This window comes from Hyphomonas sediminis (assembly GCF_019679475.1).
GTDB classification, from domain to species: domain Bacteria; phylum Pseudomonadota; class Alphaproteobacteria; order Caulobacterales; family Hyphomonadaceae; genus Hyphomonas; species Hyphomonas sediminis.
Window position 1 is genome coordinate 177,546 of sequence record NZ_JAIEZP010000001.1, and the last position, 15,266, is coordinate 192,811.

Consider the following 15,266-nt stretch of genomic DNA (forward strand, 5'->3'; position numbering starts at 1 on the left):
TCAGTCGGCGTCCAGCCCGAATGCAGTATGCAGGGCCCGGACCGCCAGTTCTGTATAGGGCGCCGCGATCAGGACGGAAATCTTGATCTCGGAAGTGGCAATAACATCGATGTTGATGCCTTTTTCCGACAGCGCGGTGAACATCTTTTCAGCAACACCGGTATGGCTCTTCATACCGACGCCGATGATGGAAATCTTGGAGACATCGCGGATCACCTCGATGCGCTCATAGCCGACTTCCGCCTGGAGCGATTCGAGCGTCTCGCGGGCAAAGGGACTGTCCCGGTCCGTGCAGGTGAAGACGAGGTTCGCCTTGGAGGCTTCGCGGGAGGAAGCTTGGACGATCATGTCGACATTCACGCCGGCGCGGGCGAGCGCGGAGAAGATCTTGGCGGAAGAACCCGGCTTGTCCGGCACGCCGTAAAGCGTGACCTTGGCCTCGTCCCGCGAATAGGCAACGCCGCTGACGACCTGTTTTTCCACGATCTCTTCCTCTGAGCAGACGAGAGTGCCGGGGGACTCTTCGCCGGGTTTCACAAAACTGGACAGCACCCGCACGGGCACACCATGGTTCATCGCAAGCTCGACCGAGCGCGTCTGCAGCACCTTGGCGCCGAGCGAGGCCATCTCGAGCATTTCCTCGTAGGAAATCTTATCGATACGCTGGGCCTTGGGAACGATGCGGGGATCGGTCGTGTAGACGCCGTCGACATCGGTGTAGATGTTGCAGACCTGCGCGCCGAGGGCCGCCGCCACCGCGACGGCACTGGTGTCAGAGCCGCCCCGGCCAAGCGTGGTGACGCGGAACTCGTCGGTAACGCCCTGGAAGCCAGCAACGACAGCGATTTCGCCGCTATCAATCGAATCCGGCAGGGAACTGTCGTCAAAGCCCATGATGCGGGCGCGGCCATGGCTGTTGTCTGTCTTCAGACGCAGCTGCCAGCCAAGCCAGGAGCGGGCCTTGAGGCCGCGGCGGCGCAGCGCCAACGCCAGAAGGCCAGCGGTGACCTGCTCGCCAGAAGCGACCACAACGTCGTATTCGTCGTGATAGAGGCTACGCGGCAGTTCCTTGCCGGCAGCGCCATCCGCCAGGGCAACGAGCTTGTTCGTCTCGCCCGACATGGCCGAAACGATTACGGCCAACTTCTCGCCCTTAGCGGCCCGCGCCGCAACGATCTCAGCCACGTTTGCAATCCGGTCGAGATCCCCGACCGACGTGCCACCGAATTTCAGGACTGTACGCGCCATATCGCCCCAAATACCTTATGGGCCCTTGAGCCCCGCTCAATTTCCGGCCCCTCTAGGCGAAACTTCGCTGCGGATCAAACAGGATTGCTAAACAATGGCGAGAACAATTGACGCGCCCGGCGCCCCTCCAGTGACGCCGAGCATCGATCCGGCGGAAGTCGCCAAGTTCTCCGCCATGGCGGCAGACTGGTGGAACCCCAACGGCAAGTTCAAGCCGCTGCACCGGTTCAACCCCACCCGCCTGCGGTTCATCCGCGAGACGGCAGAGCGCCATTTCGGGCTGGCAGCGGGGCTGCGGAAACCTCTGGATGGCCTGCGCCTGCTGGATATCGGCTGTGGCGGCGGGCTTGTTTCCGAGCCAATGAGCCGGCTGGGCGCTGCGGTCACCGGCGTCGATGCGTCCGAAGCCAACATCAAGACCGCCCTCACCCATGCAGACGAGCAGGGTCTCAAGATCGATTACCGCGCAGGCACGGCCGAAGGGCTCCTCGCCTCCGGCGAAGCGCTGTTCGATATCGTGCTCAACATGGAAGTGGTGGAGCATGTTGCCGACCCGGCGCAGTTCCTCGCCGACACAGCCCGCCTTGTGCGCCCCGGCGGGCTGATGATCGTTGCCACGCTCAACAAGACGGCAAAGTCGCTGGCGACTGCTGTGATCGGCGCCGAATACATTCTGCGCTGGTTGCCACCGGGAACGCATGACTGGTCGAAATTCCTGGCGCCGGAAGATGTAACCGGCCCGCTGCAGGACGCCGGCATGGAAACCGAGCCGCCCGTTGGGGTTTCCTTCCAACCGGTCAGCGGGGAATGGAAACTCTCAAGCGACCTCAGCGTGAACTATATGGTCGTCGCCCGGAGACCCGCACCATGAGCGCGCTGCCCTCCCCCGAAGATGTCCTTGCCTTCTGGATTGGCGACGCATCGACCTCCCCGGAAGCCCTGGCGGCGCAGAACAAGAAATGGTTCCAGGGCGGCGACGCCTTTGACCGTGAACTGAGAGACCGTTTCCTGCCGCTACTCGAAACGCTCTCCGCCGGGCCGCTCGCCCGCGATTGGACGGCGCGTGGCGCGCGTGACCGGCTCGCGGCGATCATCGTGCTCGACCAGATGAGCCGGAACATCTTCCGCGGCAGCCCACGCGCCTTTGCGCAGGACATGCTGGCGCTCGCTCTGTGCAAGGAAGGCCTGATTGCACGCGAAGACCTGATCCTTTCCGAGGCGGAGCGCGTTTTCTATTACCTGCCGATGGAGCATTCCGAAGAGATGGGCGACCAGATCCGCTCAGTGGACCTCTTCACCGCACTGGCCGCCAGCGCGCGCGACGGCTTCAAAGGCTTCTGCGACATGACGCTCGACTATGCCCGCAAGCATCTGGACGTGATCGAGGAGTTCGGCCGCTTTCCTCACCGCAATGCCGTGGTCGGGAGAACCAGCACAGACGCTGAGCAGCAGTGGCTGGCCGAAGGCGGCGGGTTCTAGCCACCCAGGCGCGGGCTACCCGCCGGGCGCAATCTCAACCCGGGTTTCGAGCTGGCGGGCAGTTTCTTCCTGCACGGCGCGGGTGAGCGGATAGGTCCGCACGAGCAGACCGGCGCAGAGGTAAAGGATGCCAGGCAGCAAGCCAAAGACGATGACGAGGCCGAGGATGGAGGACTCCGAGTTCTCCTGCCCCGGCCGGAACTGGGCGATCTGGCCAACGATGAAATAGCCAACGCCAAAAGCCAGGCTGGAGCCGACCTTGTTGAAGCTCGTCAGCAGAGCATAGAGGATGCCTGCACGGTTCTCCCCCGTTTCGGCAGTCTGCAGCTCCACGATATCCGCCGTCATGGCACGAGCGAGGAAGATGGGCGCGCTAAAGGGAATGCCCGCGATCAACGATGCGATCAGGAAGCTGGTGAAATTGCCGAAGGGCGCCAGTGGAATGAAGCCGATGAAGCAGATGCCGGACATGGTCACCGCGACGCAATAGGCGGTCCGTTTTTCGGTCTTGCGCGCAAGCCACAGCCAGAAGGGCAGCGCAAGGATCGCCATCAGGAAAAACAGCATCAGCGTCATGCTGGTCTGACCATCACTGGCGCCGAAGGCATATTCGGCCACGAACAGGAAGTTCGATGCGGTGACTGCAATCGCCGTTGCGCCGAGCAGTTCGATCAGAAGGAGCTTGCCGAAATAGGGATTGCGCACGGCGCGGATCATCGGCTTCAGCTCGAACTTCTCGACAAGCTTGGACTCTCCCCGAAGCGGTGGATCGGGCACAAATACGCAGGCGAGAAAGCCAGCTATCGGCAAGGCGATAATCAGCACCCAGCCCATCACAGCCACCTGCCCGAACCGGTCTGTCTCGACGCCGGCAACGGCAAGGATGGCCGGGATTGCCAGAAGGATCAGCATCGAGAGAACAGAGATGATTTCCGGCCAGAGGAACAGGCGAGACCGGTCGTCATAATCCTTTGCAATCGCCGGCACCCATGAGGAGCGCGATGTCTGCAGCAAGGTGAAGCCGACATAGAAGATCAGCATCCAGAATATGAAGTATCCGGCGGTTGCGCCTTCGGGCGGCATGTAGACGAAGTAAGTCGCGATGCCGAGGATCGGCACTGACAGCAGGATCCAGTGGCGCACCCTGCCCCAGGGGCTGCGGTAGCGATCCACCATGTAACCCATCACCGGATCGGTGAAGATATCCCAGAAGCGCAGGAGCATGAACAACAGCCCCGTCATCTCCAGCCCGAGGCCGACCTCATTGGCATAGAGCGGCGCAAGGTAAACGCCGACCGGCAGACCGACCCCGGCGATGGGAATGCTGAGCGAGGCAAACGCCAGCACTCGCGGAAACGACAAGCGTGAAGAACCAGTTTGGGACATGGCGCGCACAGTGCCTTCACCAATGGTGACGGCCAAGTCATTTTTTATAATCTGTTCGCTTGACGCGGAGACTTTGCCACGCAAACTGCAGCCGCAAAAGCAGCGGGGGGAAATCTGACACCATGATCCGCAATCTTATCGTCGGGCTCGGCGCCATCTTCGGCATTCTTGTCGTCGTGGTCCTTTTCAGGACATTCAACTACGGCGCCGATCCGGTTGGCGGCCGCGTGGAGCTTCCAGAACCACCGGCGATTTCGGCTGAACGCGGCGCACAAAATCTTGCCCAGGCAATCCGCTTCCGCACCGTCACCGTAGCCCCGGGCGATCCTCGTCCGGGTCAGGAGGAACCGTGGATCGCGCTGCATCAATGGCTGGAGCAAACCTACCCCGCCGCGCATGCTGCAATGCAGAAAGAACTCGTGCCCGGCACCCTCACCCTGCTCTACACCTGGGAGGGTTCTGACCCCGGCCTGAACCCCATTCTTCTGATGGCCCACCAGGATGTTGTGCCGGTGAATATCGGCACGGAGGGCGACTGGACCGGCGCCCCCTTCGACGGCGATATTGTGGACGGTTTCATCTATGGACGCGGAACGATCGATGACAAAGGGTCGCTCGTTGCGCTGATGGAAGCGGCCGAAGCGCTTGCCACATCCGGCTTCCAGCCGAAGAGAACGATTCTTTTCATGTTCGGCCATGATGAGGAAGTTTCCGGATCGGGCGCCCAGGCGGGAATCGCGCTGCTGAAATCGCGCGGAATCGAGCCTGAAATGGCGCTGGATGAAGGCTTCATGATCGTCGATCCCTCCCCGCTTTCGGGGAAAGCCATGGGCTTCATCGGTATCGCCGAGAAGGGATATGTAACGCTGGAAATCACCGCGACCGGCGAAGGCGGGCATTCGTCCACCCCGCCGCGCGATTCGGCGGCGGTAAGGCTGGCCCGCGCGGTGGTTGCGCTCGATGAAAACCAGATGAAGGCGGACTTCACCAAACCTCCGGTGTCGGACCTTTTCCGCTCTGCGGCGCGGGACATGTCGTTTGTCCAGCGGATGGCCTTTGCAAACCTCTGGCTGTTTGAAGGCATGATCGAGAAACAGATGAGCGCCATTCCGAGCGCCAATGCGATGATCCGCACGACTACTGCGCCAACCATGCTGGCCGGTTCGGCGAAGGAAAACGTGCTGGCCCAGCGCGCTGTGGCCGTGGTCAACTTCCGTATCCATCCGAACAATACGGAAGAGGAAATCATCGAGCATGTGCGCGAAGTGACCGCCAGCATTCCGGGGATCGAGATCGCCGTTGGCCAGCAAGGCATCCGCGGCCAGGGCGCCTCGCCCGTTTCGCCCACGGACAATCTGGCTTACGCCGTTCTGGCCAGCGTTGCCGAAGCAACTGCCGGCGGCGCGCCGGCAGCCCCCGGCCTAGTGCTGGGCGCAACGGACGCGCGCTATGCCAGCGACATTACGCCGAATGTCTACCGGTTTGCGCCCTCGATCATGTCGCCGGAAGACCTGACCGGTTTCCATGGCACGAATGAGCGTCTTGCCGTGGAAAACATGGGCCGGCTGGCGCGTGGCTATTCACAGATCATCCTGGCAATGGACAAGGGCGCCTGAGGCCAGCGCCTTCGGCCGGAACGCACGCTTTGGGGCGTGGCCGGCGGGGCATGCGCTTCGGTTTGGTGGGGCTTCAGGACGTGTCGGGGGCGTGCCCGCTGATCCTTCGACTTCGCTCAGGATGAGCTTCGGGTGGTTGGGTGCCTGAGGCTTCCCAAACACTACAGGAGAACGCCAACGGGGCTTGGGCGAGGTTCGTCGGGAGATCGGATTCCCAGACGGGATCGCTCCATTCCGGTTTCGTGAGTTCGGGCTTTTTATAAGCGCGCCAGTGGTCGCCGACGCTGACGATGTGGATGCGGCCCCATTTGGTGACGGCGATGAGGAGGGAGCGAAGCTCGACATCCTGCCGTTTGAAGATCGCGCGCAGCTGCAGCCAGAGATATGGCCAGAAGATTGGCAATACATGGGCATAGAGGCGGGCGATCTGGGGTGTCATGGGGCTGAGTATATGTCAGCCGGCGGAGGGGGTGGATACGATTGCGGGTTGCGGTGTGTTTGTGGGCGATGAGTGTTGGATAGGTGAGCCCGCTCTATCCTTCGACTTCGCTCAGGATGAGCTTCTCTAGCGCAGCATTTCGGAGCTCATCCTGAGCGAAGTCGAAGGATGGGTGGGCTTCGCTGGGCTCAGGTCGAAGGATGGGCGTGTATCACTTCCTTCGGGCGTCTTCCCGGAATTTGCGGAGCAAATGTCCGGGACCCAGGGGGCTGGGGGAAGGCTGGGTCCCGGTCTTCGCTTGCAGCGAAACCGGGATGACGGGGGAATGGGGTGCGGATGGAGCGGAGGGGGCGGAGGCCCTCACCCCGGCCCTCTCGCTGAGGGAGAGGGGGCGCGTTGTGTCTGGGGGCGTCGTTGTGGGTACAAACCGTGTCAGACTGTGTACTTTTGAGGCATTTCGGGATCACTTTAAGCCCAAATGGAAACGGCGCGGGACAGCCTTGTGCCATCCTGCGCCGTGTCTGTTCGTTTCGCGCCGGGTTTAGTGGGCCGGGCCGGCCACGCGCTCGATGGGGAGGACGTAGTGGCGGGCGCAGAACTGGCAGTCGATGGCGAGGGTGCCGTCGGGCTCGACCAGGTCGCGCAGGGATTCTTCAGGCATGGCGCGCAGCGTGTGCAGCAGGCGTTCCTCATTGCAGGTGCAATGATCGGTAACGGCCCTTCCCTCTTCCATGCGGACGCCCTGTTCGTGGAACAAGCGGAAGAGAAGATCCGGCATCGGAAGGTTCGGATCGGCAAGCTCGGTCGGCGTCAGCGTGCCAAACAGGGCCTCGGCTTCGCGCCAGGCTTCATTCGTGTCACCGCGCTTCTCATCCCCGGCGATCCGCTGCACCATCATGCCACCGGCCACCCACCCGCCATCATTGGTCTGCTCGACTGCGAGACGGATACGCGAGGGCACCTGCTCTGACATCAGATAATAATCTTCCGCGCACTGGGCGAGCGTGCCTTTGTTCAGCGGCACGATGCCCTGATAGGGCTGAAGGTTCGGATTATCCTGAATGAGGATGAGGCCGAGACGGCCCGACGGGCCGAACAGCTGGGGCATGTGCGGCGGCCCGCCCTTGTTCAGGCGCTCCAGATAGGCCCAGGCCTCTTCATCATAGCGGGCATAGCCGCGCACGCCGCCGCCGGTGGTGTATTCCCCCACCAGCATGCGGACGGGACCATCGCCTTCTGCCTGCACCAGGATGCGGCCATCAAATTTCAGCGAGGCGCCGATGAGGGCAGCCAGCGAAACCGCCTCCCCCAGGATGCGGGCGAGATTTGGCGGATAGTCATGCCGCGCGAGGATCGGCGTGAGGCTGGCGGCGCCCATGCGCACGGCGCGCCCACGGATGGGGCGATCTTCGATCTGGAAACTGGCGGTGAAATCGCCGGTCTGGATGACGGTATCGGTCATGGCATGACCCTTTCGGAGAATGGGGCGTTCAAGGCGCCCCATGTGGCAGTGAGGCAGCCGGACCGCAAGGGGCGGGCTGATCCACGCCCCCCACCCGAACCTGCGAGGAAATTTGGCCCGCATTGGTTGACACCCCTGCCCTATCCCTCTTTTCTGGTTAATGGGGGCATCGGGATGCGGCAGACACTTCCTTCGACAGCGGACATTGAACTCGACGTGCCGGAAACGCTGCGTCCTTCCGCCATGCGGCGCCTGGGCCTGACACCGGAGCTGGACCAGCGCATCGACGCCCTGCGCCCGCCAGCAACACCGTGGTGGCGACAGCTTGCTGTCTCCCTGCTGCGAACCTATCGGCGCATACGACCCGGTAAAATCGGGAACCGGTGCGTCTTCGAACCCAGCTGCTCACGCTACAGCGAACTGGCCTTCCGCACGCGTAGCTTTCCAACCGCAATCCGCCTGACGCTGAGCCGGCTGCATCGCTGCAGTCCAAGGCAGGGCGGGATTGATCTCAAGGATCTGGAGATACCTGAATGAAATACCGAGTCATGAGCATAGGAAAAGTCTTCGACGACAAAGCCATCAAGGGCCTGGAAGCGAAGCTCAACGAAGCCAGCTCCGCCGGTTACCGGTTTCACAGCGTGATGGAAGTGACCCAGCCCGGCTGCCTTGGGATCGGCCAACCCTCCGTCACCTATCTTGCGGTTTTCGAACAAGTCTGAGCCGCTGACGGCGCCGGGCCTTATTTATCCAGGCACCAGCGCAGGATGGCTTTCTGGGCGTGGAGACGGTTTTCGGCTTCGTCGAAGATGAGGCTGTTCGGTCCGTCGATCACTTCCTCGTCCACTTCCTCGCCCCGGTGGGCCGGGAGGCAGTGAAGGAATTTGGCGCCCTTGCCGGCAAGTTCCATCAGCTCAGCGGTGACCGCGTAGGGCTCGAGGATTTCGAGGCGGCGCTCGGCGTCGGTGTCGCCCATCGAGACGAAGGTATCGGCGATCACCACATCGGCGCCGGCGACGGCTTCCTCAGCGGTTTCGAACAGGTCGATCCGGCCTTGCAGCTCGGCGGCGATTTCAAGGTCTTCCTCATCCGGAGCAAACCGCTTGGGCGTGCCTACGGCGAGGGAGAAGCCGAATTTCGGCGCGGCGTGGATGAAGCTGGCGCAGACATTGTTGCCATCGCCGACCCAGGCGATGCGCGCGCCTTTCAGATCAAGGCCATGTTCTTCCAGCGTCAGCAGGTCTGCCATGATCTGGCAGGGATGGGAGCGGTCTGTCAGGCCATTGATGACCGGCACGGAGGCGGCCTCGGCAAAAGCCTCGACATCGGAATGGTCATTGGCGCGGATCATCACCGCATCGACATAGCGCGAGAGCACCTTGGCAGTGTCGTCAATCGTCTCGCCACGGCCAAGCTGCATGTCGCTGGACGTGGCCGTGATGGACGAGCCGCCGAGCTGGCGCATGGCCATGTCGAAGGAGAAGCGCGTGCGGGTCGACGATTTCTCGAAGATCATCGCGAGCGTGTGGCCCTCCAGCGGGGCGCCGGCATCGACGCGGCCCTTGGGCCAGCCAGCGCGGGCCTTCTTCATACGGTGAGCCTCATCGAGGATGGCGCGCAGCTCCGCGCTCTCGACATGCCAGAGATCAATGAAGTGCCGGTAAGTCATGGGGACGCCCCCGCAAAAAGAAAGGGCGCCGCATAGCGCGTTTTGGCGGGGATCGCCAGCGTTTGTTAAGTTCGCGGCCTGGCGGGCCGGGCAGGAACAAAGCAGCGCCTCACCCGTTGGTTACAGAAACCTTCGGCCAACCGGCACCCCCAGAGGGCCGGAAACAAGCGTAAACACTACAGGAAACAGCAGAAAGACCAAACCAAAGACCCGGCAATGACCCATGAACGCGCGCGACCTCATCCCCCATATCGGCCGCAATTTTGGGTGGCACAGGCTGCGGCTCGACACAGGCCGCTTTGCCAGCCCCGCTGACTGCGCCGAACATTGCGTACCCGGCATAAGGGCCTGCGCCCACCTGTTCAGCAGCGACCGGGACGCGGGCGACGCGCTGGTGGAGGCCTTTCTGAGCGAGCTGTTCGATGAGGCAATCGGCGCCCCACCGCCGCGCACGCCGGAGGAAATGACCGCCGCGTTCGAGGCTTATCTGCGCGCCCGTTTCGGCGACATGCCGCGCCGGATCGTGCTCTCCACGGGGCCTGAGCGCGTAGACAATGTGTGGATGTCGGTGGACGAGTTCTTCCACGCGCTGACACATTGAGGCGCTGCGTCAGAAGCTGTAGGCGCGCTCCACCTTCGCCACGCGGATTGTGTAATGGGTGTAGAAGGCTTCGCGGCCCCGCTTCTGGGCGGCGATGTGATCGGCCTGGCGTTTCCAGGCGAGGATCGCCGCTTCGCTCTCCCAATAGGAGACGGTGATTTCCAGGCCGCCTTCGCCCTGCGCGGACTCATACCCCAGAAAGCCCGGCATCGTGTGGGCCAGCGCCACCATCGCCTCGGCGGTTTCGGCATACTCGGCCTCCTCCCGCCCGGAGAAGATGGCTGTGAAGATAACCGCCCAATAGGGCGCCTGCGGTGTCGTGGCGATCATGGTGTCCCTCGGGGCTGTGAACTGCCGTCACAGCCCCGTCATTGTGGCATGGCATGGGAGGGCTTATCTACCCCTCCCTTCTAGCAAACGCGGCAAAACTCCCCTAAAGGGAGGCCAATCCTTTCAACGCTTTTCCGGAGTTTTGCCCAGTCATGGACAATGTGCTCATCATCGGTGCCGGCGCTGCCGGCTCAGTCGTCGCCAAGAAATGCGCGATGGACCGTGACACGTTCAAACACATCACCCTCGCCTCGCGCCGTATCGAGAGCTGCGAGAAGGTGGCCAAGGACTGTGTGACGCCGATCGAGATTGCCCAGGTGGACGCTGATGACGTCGCCGCGACCGTGGCGCTGATCCGGAAGGTGAAGCCCGACCTCGTGATCAACATGGCCCTGCCCTATCAGGACCTGCCGATCATGGATGCCTGCCTTGAGGCGGGCGTTTCCTACATGGACACGGCCAACTATGAGCCGCGCGATGTGGCGAAGTTCGAGTATAGCTGGCAGTGGGCCTATCAAGACAAGTTCAAGGAAGCTGGCCTGACCGCCATTCTCGGCTGCGGGTTTGACCCCGGCGTCTCCAACATCTGGTGCGCCTATGCGCAGGAACACCTGTTCGACGAGATCGAATATATCGACATCGTGGACTGCAATGCCGGCGACCATGGCAAGACCTTTGCCACCAACTTCAATCCGGAGATCAACCTCCGCGAAGTGACGCAGGACGGCAAATACTGGAAGAATGGCGAGTGGATCGAGATCCCCGCCCTCAGCATCAAGACGATGGTGGACTATCCCGAAGTTGGCCCGCGCGCCTCTTACCTCATCTATCACGAGGAAGAGGAAAGCCTTGTGAAGAACATCCGTGGCCTGAAGCAAATCCGCTTCTGGATGACGTTTGGTGAGGCCTACATCAAACACCTAGAAGTGTTCAAATCCATCGGCCTGATCAGCCTGGAGCCGATCAAGCACAAGGGCATGGATATCATCCCGATGGAATTCCTGCGCGACCTCCTGCCCGCGCCCTCCTCTCTTGCCGAAGGCTATTCGGGCAAGACGAGCATCGGCGTGATCATCCGTGGCAAGAAGGATGGCCAGAAGATCGCCAAGATGCTGTTCAATGTGTGCGACCACGCCGAAACCAACCGCGAAGTCGGCGCGCAGGCCGTGAGCTACACGACGGGCGTGCCGCCGGTGTCTGGCGCGGCGATGTTCTTCCGCGGCATCTGGAAAGGCGCGGGCGTCTTCAACGTTGAAGAATTCCCGGCGAAGCCCTTCCTTGAGGACGTGGCAACACGCGGCCTGCCGACGACGATCATCGACATTAAGCCGGGCGACCAGGACGAGCTGTTCGAGGTGGTGACCTGAGTTTGAAACCGGCAAGGATCGCCCGCGCTTTCGTCAGGTCCACCCTGGCAACAGCGGCGATCCTTGGCGTGTTTGCGCTGCTTGCAGGGGCGCTGGCTCTCGGGATGTGGATTGCCACCGGAGACAAGTTGGAAAGCGCTGGCGAAATGCTCTCGGGCGCTCCGGGCTTTCTAGCGAAACTTGTCCTTCCATTTGTTTTGACTTGGGCCGTTATCTTCTTCAACGCCCTGAAGCGCGAGAATGCCAATGAGCACTGACATTCAAACCCCCTGCTTCGTTCTTGATGCCGCCCGCCTCCGGAAGAATCTGGAGACGGCGAAGCGTGTGCGCGAGGAGGCAGGCTGCAAGATCCTGCTGGCGACGAAGTCGTTTGCGATGCCGGCCGCCTTCCCGCTGATGAAGGACTACCTCGACGGGACGACCGCCAGCGGCGAGCATGAGGCGATCATGGGGGCCGAGGAATTCGGCAAGGAAGTCCATGTCTATTCGCCCGCCTACACCGAAGATGAAGTCCGCCGGCTGACGAAAGTTGCCCAGCATATCTATTTCAATTCGGCAGAGCAGCTTGGCCGGTTTGGCGACATTGCGCGCGACGCGGGCGCGCATATCGGCCTGCGCGTGAACCCCGGCTATTCCAATGCGACGCTGGGCGGAGACCTTTATAACCCCACCGCGCCGACGAGCCGGTTTGGCGAAGTGCCGGAAAAGCTCGCGCAGGTGAACTGGAGCGGCGTGGACATTTTCCATGTGCATGCGCTGTGCGAGAGCCTTCATGAGGGCTCGGTTGGCCTGATCGAGGCGGTGTCTGAAAAGTTTGCGCCTTATCTGGAACAGGTTTCAGCGGTGAACTTTGGCGGCGGGCATTTCCTCAACAAGCCGGGCTATGATGTCGACGCGCTGATCGCGGCGATCAAGAAGTTCAAGGCGCGGTTTGGCATCGAGGTGATCCTTGAGCCGGGCGCAGGGCTGGTGGTGAACACCGGCGAGCTGCACTCGACCGTGCTGGCGCTGCACTGGAACGAGATGGACCTTGCCATTCTGGATGCTTCGGCCTCCACTCACATGCCCGACGTTCTGGAAGTGCCTTACCGCCCCGACGTGATCGGCGCCGGCCAGGCCGGAGAAAAACCGCACACGTATCGTTTCGGCGGGAAGACCTGCATGACGGGCGATGTGATCGGGGATTACTCCTTCGACAAGGCGCTGGAGCCGGGCGACCAGATCGTGTTCACCGACCAGATGCATTACAGCTTCGTCAAGACGAACACGTTCAACGGAACCCCGCTCGCCAATCTCGCCATCCGCTGGGAAGACGGGCGCGTGGAACAGATTTCCGACTTCGGCTATGGCGAGTTCCGGCGCCGGCTGGGGCGTTAGCCCAGACAGGCAATCGCGAGAACGGCTCACCCTGAGCCAAGTCGAAGGGCGAGCCGGGGCTCGCTACGGTTCTGCTTGGCCCATCCTTCGACTTCGCTCAGGATGAGCGTTGCGAGTGAGGCAAGGCGTCAGAACCCGAACGTCTTCAGGCTGAAGGCTTGCTCATTGCTCAACGCCGGGATGCGCCCACGCGCTTTGGCAACCTCTGACAGGTCAATCTCCGCCATCACGATGCCGGGCTCCGTGGCGCTGCCCTCGGCGAGCACCTCGCCCCAGGGGGAGACGATGAGGGAATGGCCAAAGGTTTCGCGGCCATCCTCATGCTTGCCTGCCTGGGCCGGGGCGATGACGAAACAGCCGGTTTCGATGGCGCGGGCGCGGACGAGGATGTGCCAATGGGCCTGCCCCGTAACCTTCGTGAAGGCGGCGGGAATGGCGAGGAGTTCGGCGCCCGCCTTGGCGAGCGCGCGATGGAGATGGGGAAAGCGCACATCATAGCAGATGGTGAGGCCGAGCTTTCCGGCGGGCGTCTGCGCGAGCACGGCGGCCTCGCCGGGGCGGTAAGCGCGGCTTTCGCGGTAGGTCTGGCCATCGCCGACTTCCACATCGAACATGTGGATCTTGTCATAGCGGGCAAGAATGTTCCCATCCGGAGCGATGAGGAAAGAGCGGTTGGCGAAGCGATCGTCCGCGCCGTCTTCCAGCGCGATCGCCAGTGAGCCGATAAGCAGCGTGACGCCCAGCTCGGCGGCGAGCGCGCGGAAGGCCGGGAGGCTTTCATCGCGTGCCTCGGGCCGCACTTTCGGGCGGGCCATGCCGGGGCGGATGTCGAGCAGGTTGGTCATCTCCGGCGTGGCGATGAGGGCGGCGCCCTGCCCGGCGGCCTGCCGGATGAGCGCGGTGGCGGCGGCAAGGTTTGCTTCAGGCTCGGTGCCCGAGCGCATCTGAATGCAGGCGGCGGTCAGCTTGGTCATGAGGTGAACCTAGCGCGGCGCGCGGCGCGGCGCCAGCGACAGCGCGCCTGTTCATAAGCCATCACGTCTGGTAGCATCCCCTTGCTTTCCAGGGGGACAGGCGATGCCGGGTTGGCTGAAACTCGCACGCAATATCATCGGCGCTGCCGTTCTGCTTCTGCTGTTGACCACGATCGGCCTCTGGTTTCTTTCCTATCCCTCCCGGCCAGGACAGTTTTATCGCGCCGGGATCAGCGAGACGGCGCGGGCAGGACACCTGCTCAAGGCGGGGCCTTATCTGCGCGACCTGCCCGAAGGAGCCAGCGCGCGGCGGATACTCCACACCACCACACTGAACGGAGGGGTGCCGGCGACTGCGAGCGCGCTTGTTCTGTGGAAGGACGATCCTGCAGCGAGCGAGACAGCGCCGCGCCGCGTGATCGCCTGGGCGCGCAGCGCGAGCGGGGCGGCGCCCGGCTGTGGCGGCTCCATGCAAGGGGCGCCCTATGCCGGCATTCCGGCGCTTGATGCGCTGCTGAACGAAGGCTGGGTGCTGGTGGCCAGCGACTATGCAGGCTTGACCACGCCGGCGGCCCACCCCTACCTGATCGGCAATGGCGAGGCGCGCTCCGTGCTCGACGCCGTGCGCGCGGCGCATGACCTGCCAGACATCACGCTCTCGCTCGAGACGATCATCTGGGGGCATTCGCAGGGCGGCCATGCGGCGCTGTGGAGCGGCATTCTTGCGCGCAACTACGCGCCCGAGCTGCAGCTGAAAGGCATTGCGGCAATTGCTCCGGCAACCGACCTTCCAGCGATGGTGGCCGACATCGAGACAACGCCGGAAGGGCGGATCTTCTCGTCCTATGTGGCGCGCGCCTATGCCGACACTTATCCCGACCTCTATTTCTCCGGGATCGTGCGGCCCGAAGCGCGCTGGCAGGCAACCGAGATTTCCAAACGGTGTCTGGGAGGCATCGACGGACTGGTGCCGGCGCTGATTGCGGACAAGCTCACCAAAGGATCGATCTTCCGGGGCGGCGAGACGGGCACGAGTTTCCGCAAGCATCTGGCGGAGAACGTGCCCGACAAGCGCATCGCCTTCCCTATCCTGATCCTGCAGGGCAAGCGGGACGAGGTGGTGAGCGCGCGCGTGCAGGCAGGCTTTGCGCGCCGGCGCTGCCAGGCGGGCGAGACGATAGATTATCAGGCGTTCGACCAGCAGGATCATATGTCGATTATTGGGCCAGACTCGCCTGCAGTTCCCGAACTGCTGACGTGGACACGGGCACGCTTTGCCGGGCGGCCAGCGCCTGCCATCTGCCCGAAATAGACCTGT

General features: G+C 62.7%; 17 protein-coding genes. 10 read left to right on the top strand and 7 right to left on the bottom strand.

Features of this window, described 5'->3' with window-relative positions; all coding sequences use genetic code 11:
- A complete protein-coding gene (locus K1X12_RS00845) occupies positions 1–1,248 on the bottom strand; it encodes an aspartate kinase (protein WP_220985750.1) in 1,248 nt (415 codons plus the stop codon).
- Positions 1,249–1,342: 94 nt separating this feature from the next.
- Between K1X12_RS00845 and ubiG the strand changes: the two genes are divergently transcribed.
- Positions 1,343–2,119, top strand: coding sequence for a bifunctional 2-polyprenyl-6-hydroxyphenol methylase/3-demethylubiquinol 3-O-methyltransferase UbiG (ubiG, locus tag K1X12_RS00850; RefSeq protein ID WP_220985751.1), 777 nt, complete (start codon positions 1,343–1,345; stop codon positions 2,117–2,119).
- On the top strand, positions 2,116–2,727 hold the full coding sequence (locus K1X12_RS00855) for a DUF924 family protein (protein ID WP_220985752.1): 612 nt from the start codon (positions 2,116–2,118) through the stop codon (positions 2,725–2,727). The genes ubiG and K1X12_RS00855 overlap by 4 nt, the downstream gene beginning before the upstream one ends.
- Positions 2,728–2,742: 15 nt before the next feature.
- On the opposite strand, the gene K1X12_RS00860 is transcribed toward K1X12_RS00855, so the two are convergent.
- Complete coding sequence (locus K1X12_RS00860; protein ID WP_220985753.1) at positions 2,743–4,149, bottom strand: MFS transporter; 1,407 nt, start codon at positions 4,147–4,149, stop codon at positions 2,743–2,745.
- An 86-nt stretch (positions 4,150–4,235) separates the two neighbouring features.
- Between K1X12_RS00860 and K1X12_RS00865 the strand changes: the two genes are divergently transcribed.
- A complete protein-coding gene (locus K1X12_RS00865; protein WP_220985754.1) occupies positions 4,236–5,729 on the top strand; it encodes a M20 family peptidase in 1,494 nt (497 codons plus the stop codon).
- 73 nt (positions 5,730–5,802) lie between these two features.
- On the opposite strand, the gene K1X12_RS00870 is transcribed toward K1X12_RS00865, so the two are convergent.
- Both K1X12_RS00870 and hslO read right to left on the bottom strand, forming a co-directional pair.
- The gene (locus tag K1X12_RS00870; RefSeq protein WP_220985755.1) at positions 5,803–6,168 is read right to left on the bottom strand and encodes a hypothetical protein; all 366 of its coding nucleotides are present in this window, start codon (positions 6,166–6,168) and stop codon (positions 5,803–5,805) included.
- 541 nt (positions 6,169–6,709) lie between these two features.
- Positions 6,710–7,630, bottom strand: coding sequence for an Hsp33 family molecular chaperone HslO (gene hslO / locus K1X12_RS00875; protein WP_220985756.1), 921 nt, complete (start codon positions 7,628–7,630; stop codon positions 6,710–6,712).
- Positions 7,631–7,804: 174 nt separating this feature from the next.
- Between hslO and yidD the strand changes: the two genes are divergently transcribed.
- Both yidD and K1X12_RS00885 read left to right on the top strand, forming a co-directional pair.
- A complete protein-coding gene (yidD, locus tag K1X12_RS00880; protein ID WP_220985757.1) occupies positions 7,805–8,167 on the top strand; it encodes a membrane protein insertion efficiency factor YidD in 363 nt (120 codons plus the stop codon).
- Complete coding sequence (locus tag K1X12_RS00885; RefSeq protein WP_220985758.1) at positions 8,164–8,352, top strand: hypothetical protein; 189 nt, start codon at positions 8,164–8,166, stop codon at positions 8,350–8,352. The genes yidD and K1X12_RS00885 overlap by 4 nt, the downstream gene beginning before the upstream one ends.
- 20 nt (positions 8,353–8,372) lie before the next feature.
- Here K1X12_RS00885 and argF read toward each other — a convergent pair whose 3' ends face one another.
- Entirely contained in the window at positions 8,373–9,299 is a 927-nt protein-coding gene (gene argF / locus K1X12_RS00890) for an ornithine carbamoyltransferase (RefSeq protein ID WP_220985759.1), read from the bottom strand.
- Between the two features lie 223 nt (positions 9,300–9,522).
- Between argF and K1X12_RS00895 the strand changes: the two genes are divergently transcribed.
- Positions 9,523–9,900: a hypothetical protein gene (locus K1X12_RS00895; protein WP_220985760.1), complete on the top strand. Its 378-nt coding sequence runs from the start codon at positions 9,523–9,525 to the stop codon at positions 9,898–9,900.
- 9 nt (positions 9,901–9,909) lie between these two features.
- On the opposite strand, the gene K1X12_RS00900 is transcribed toward K1X12_RS00895, so the two are convergent.
- The gene (locus tag K1X12_RS00900) at positions 9,910–10,230 is read right to left on the bottom strand and encodes an antibiotic biosynthesis monooxygenase family protein (RefSeq protein ID WP_220985761.1); all 321 of its coding nucleotides are present in this window, start codon (positions 10,228–10,230) and stop codon (positions 9,910–9,912) included.
- Positions 10,231–10,382: 152 nt separating this feature from the next.
- Here K1X12_RS00900 and K1X12_RS00905 point away from each other — a divergent pair, with 152 nt between their 5' ends.
- The 3 genes from K1X12_RS00905 to nspC are packed head-to-tail and all read left to right on the top strand — an operon-like array spanning position 10,383 to position 12,974.
- Positions 10,383–11,597: a saccharopine dehydrogenase family protein gene (locus tag K1X12_RS00905; RefSeq protein ID WP_220985762.1), complete on the top strand. Its 1,215-nt coding sequence runs from the start codon at positions 10,383–10,385 to the stop codon at positions 11,595–11,597.
- 2 nt (positions 11,598–11,599) lie between these two features.
- Positions 11,600–11,854: a hypothetical protein gene (locus K1X12_RS00910; RefSeq protein WP_220985763.1), complete on the top strand. Its 255-nt coding sequence runs from the start codon at positions 11,600–11,602 to the stop codon at positions 11,852–11,854.
- A complete protein-coding gene (nspC, locus tag K1X12_RS00915; RefSeq protein ID WP_220985764.1) occupies positions 11,844–12,974 on the top strand; it encodes a carboxynorspermidine decarboxylase in 1,131 nt (376 codons plus the stop codon). The genes K1X12_RS00910 and nspC overlap by 11 nt, the downstream gene beginning before the upstream one ends.
- A gap of 128 nt (positions 12,975–13,102) precedes the next feature.
- Here nspC and K1X12_RS00920 read toward each other — a convergent pair whose 3' ends face one another.
- Positions 13,103–13,948 carry a carbon-nitrogen hydrolase family protein gene (locus K1X12_RS00920; protein ID WP_220985765.1) on the bottom strand — a complete coding sequence of 282 codons (846 nt, stop codon included), beginning with the start codon at positions 13,946–13,948 and terminating at the stop codon, positions 13,103–13,105.
- Positions 13,949–14,051: 103 nt separating this feature from the next.
- Between K1X12_RS00920 and K1X12_RS00925 the strand changes: the two genes are divergently transcribed.
- Positions 14,052–15,260 carry a lipase family protein gene (locus K1X12_RS00925; protein ID WP_220985766.1) on the top strand — a complete coding sequence of 403 codons (1,209 nt, stop codon included), beginning with the start codon at positions 14,052–14,054 and terminating at the stop codon, positions 15,258–15,260.
- Positions 15,261–15,266: the final 6 nt, after the last annotated feature.

Bases quoted from the DNA above. Each gene is read 5' to 3' on its own strand.
- K1X12_RS00845 (WP_220985750.1), bottom strand. From the start codon at position 1,248: ATGGCGCGTACAGTCCTGAAATTCGGTGGCACGTCGGTCGGGGATCTC.
- ubiG (WP_220985751.1), top strand. From the start codon at position 1,343: ATGGCGAGAACAATTGACGCGCCCGGCGCCCCTCCAGTGACGCCGAGC.
- K1X12_RS00855 (WP_220985752.1), top strand. From the start codon at position 2,116: ATGAGCGCGCTGCCCTCCCCCGAAGATGTCCTTGCCTTCTGGATTGGC.
- K1X12_RS00865 (WP_220985754.1), top strand. From the start codon at position 4,236: ATGATCCGCAATCTTATCGTCGGGCTCGGCGCCATCTTCGGCATTCTT.
- K1X12_RS00870 (WP_220985755.1), bottom strand. From the start codon at position 6,168: ATGACACCCCAGATCGCCCGCCTCTATGCCCATGTATTGCCAATCTTC.
- hslO (WP_220985756.1), bottom strand. From the start codon at position 7,630: ATGACCGATACCGTCATCCAGACCGGCGATTTCACCGCCAGTTTCCAG.
- yidD (WP_220985757.1), top strand. From the start codon at position 7,805: ATGCGGCAGACACTTCCTTCGACAGCGGACATTGAACTCGACGTGCCG.
- K1X12_RS00885 (WP_220985758.1), top strand. From the start codon at position 8,164: ATGAAATACCGAGTCATGAGCATAGGAAAAGTCTTCGACGACAAAGCC.
- argF (WP_220985759.1), bottom strand. From the start codon at position 9,299: ATGACTTACCGGCACTTCATTGATCTCTGGCATGTCGAGAGCGCGGAG.
- K1X12_RS00895 (WP_220985760.1), top strand. From the start codon at position 9,523: ATGAACGCGCGCGACCTCATCCCCCATATCGGCCGCAATTTTGGGTGG.
- K1X12_RS00900 (WP_220985761.1), bottom strand. From the start codon at position 10,230: ATGATCGCCACGACACCGCAGGCGCCCTATTGGGCGGTTATCTTCACA.
- K1X12_RS00905 (WP_220985762.1), top strand. From the start codon at position 10,383: ATGGACAATGTGCTCATCATCGGTGCCGGCGCTGCCGGCTCAGTCGTC.
- nspC (WP_220985764.1), top strand. From the start codon at position 11,844: ATGAGCACTGACATTCAAACCCCCTGCTTCGTTCTTGATGCCGCCCGC.
- K1X12_RS00920 (WP_220985765.1), bottom strand. From the start codon at position 13,948: ATGACCAAGCTGACCGCCGCCTGCATTCAGATGCGCTCGGGCACCGAG.
- K1X12_RS00925 (WP_220985766.1), top strand. From the start codon at position 14,052: ATGCCGGGTTGGCTGAAACTCGCACGCAATATCATCGGCGCTGCCGTT.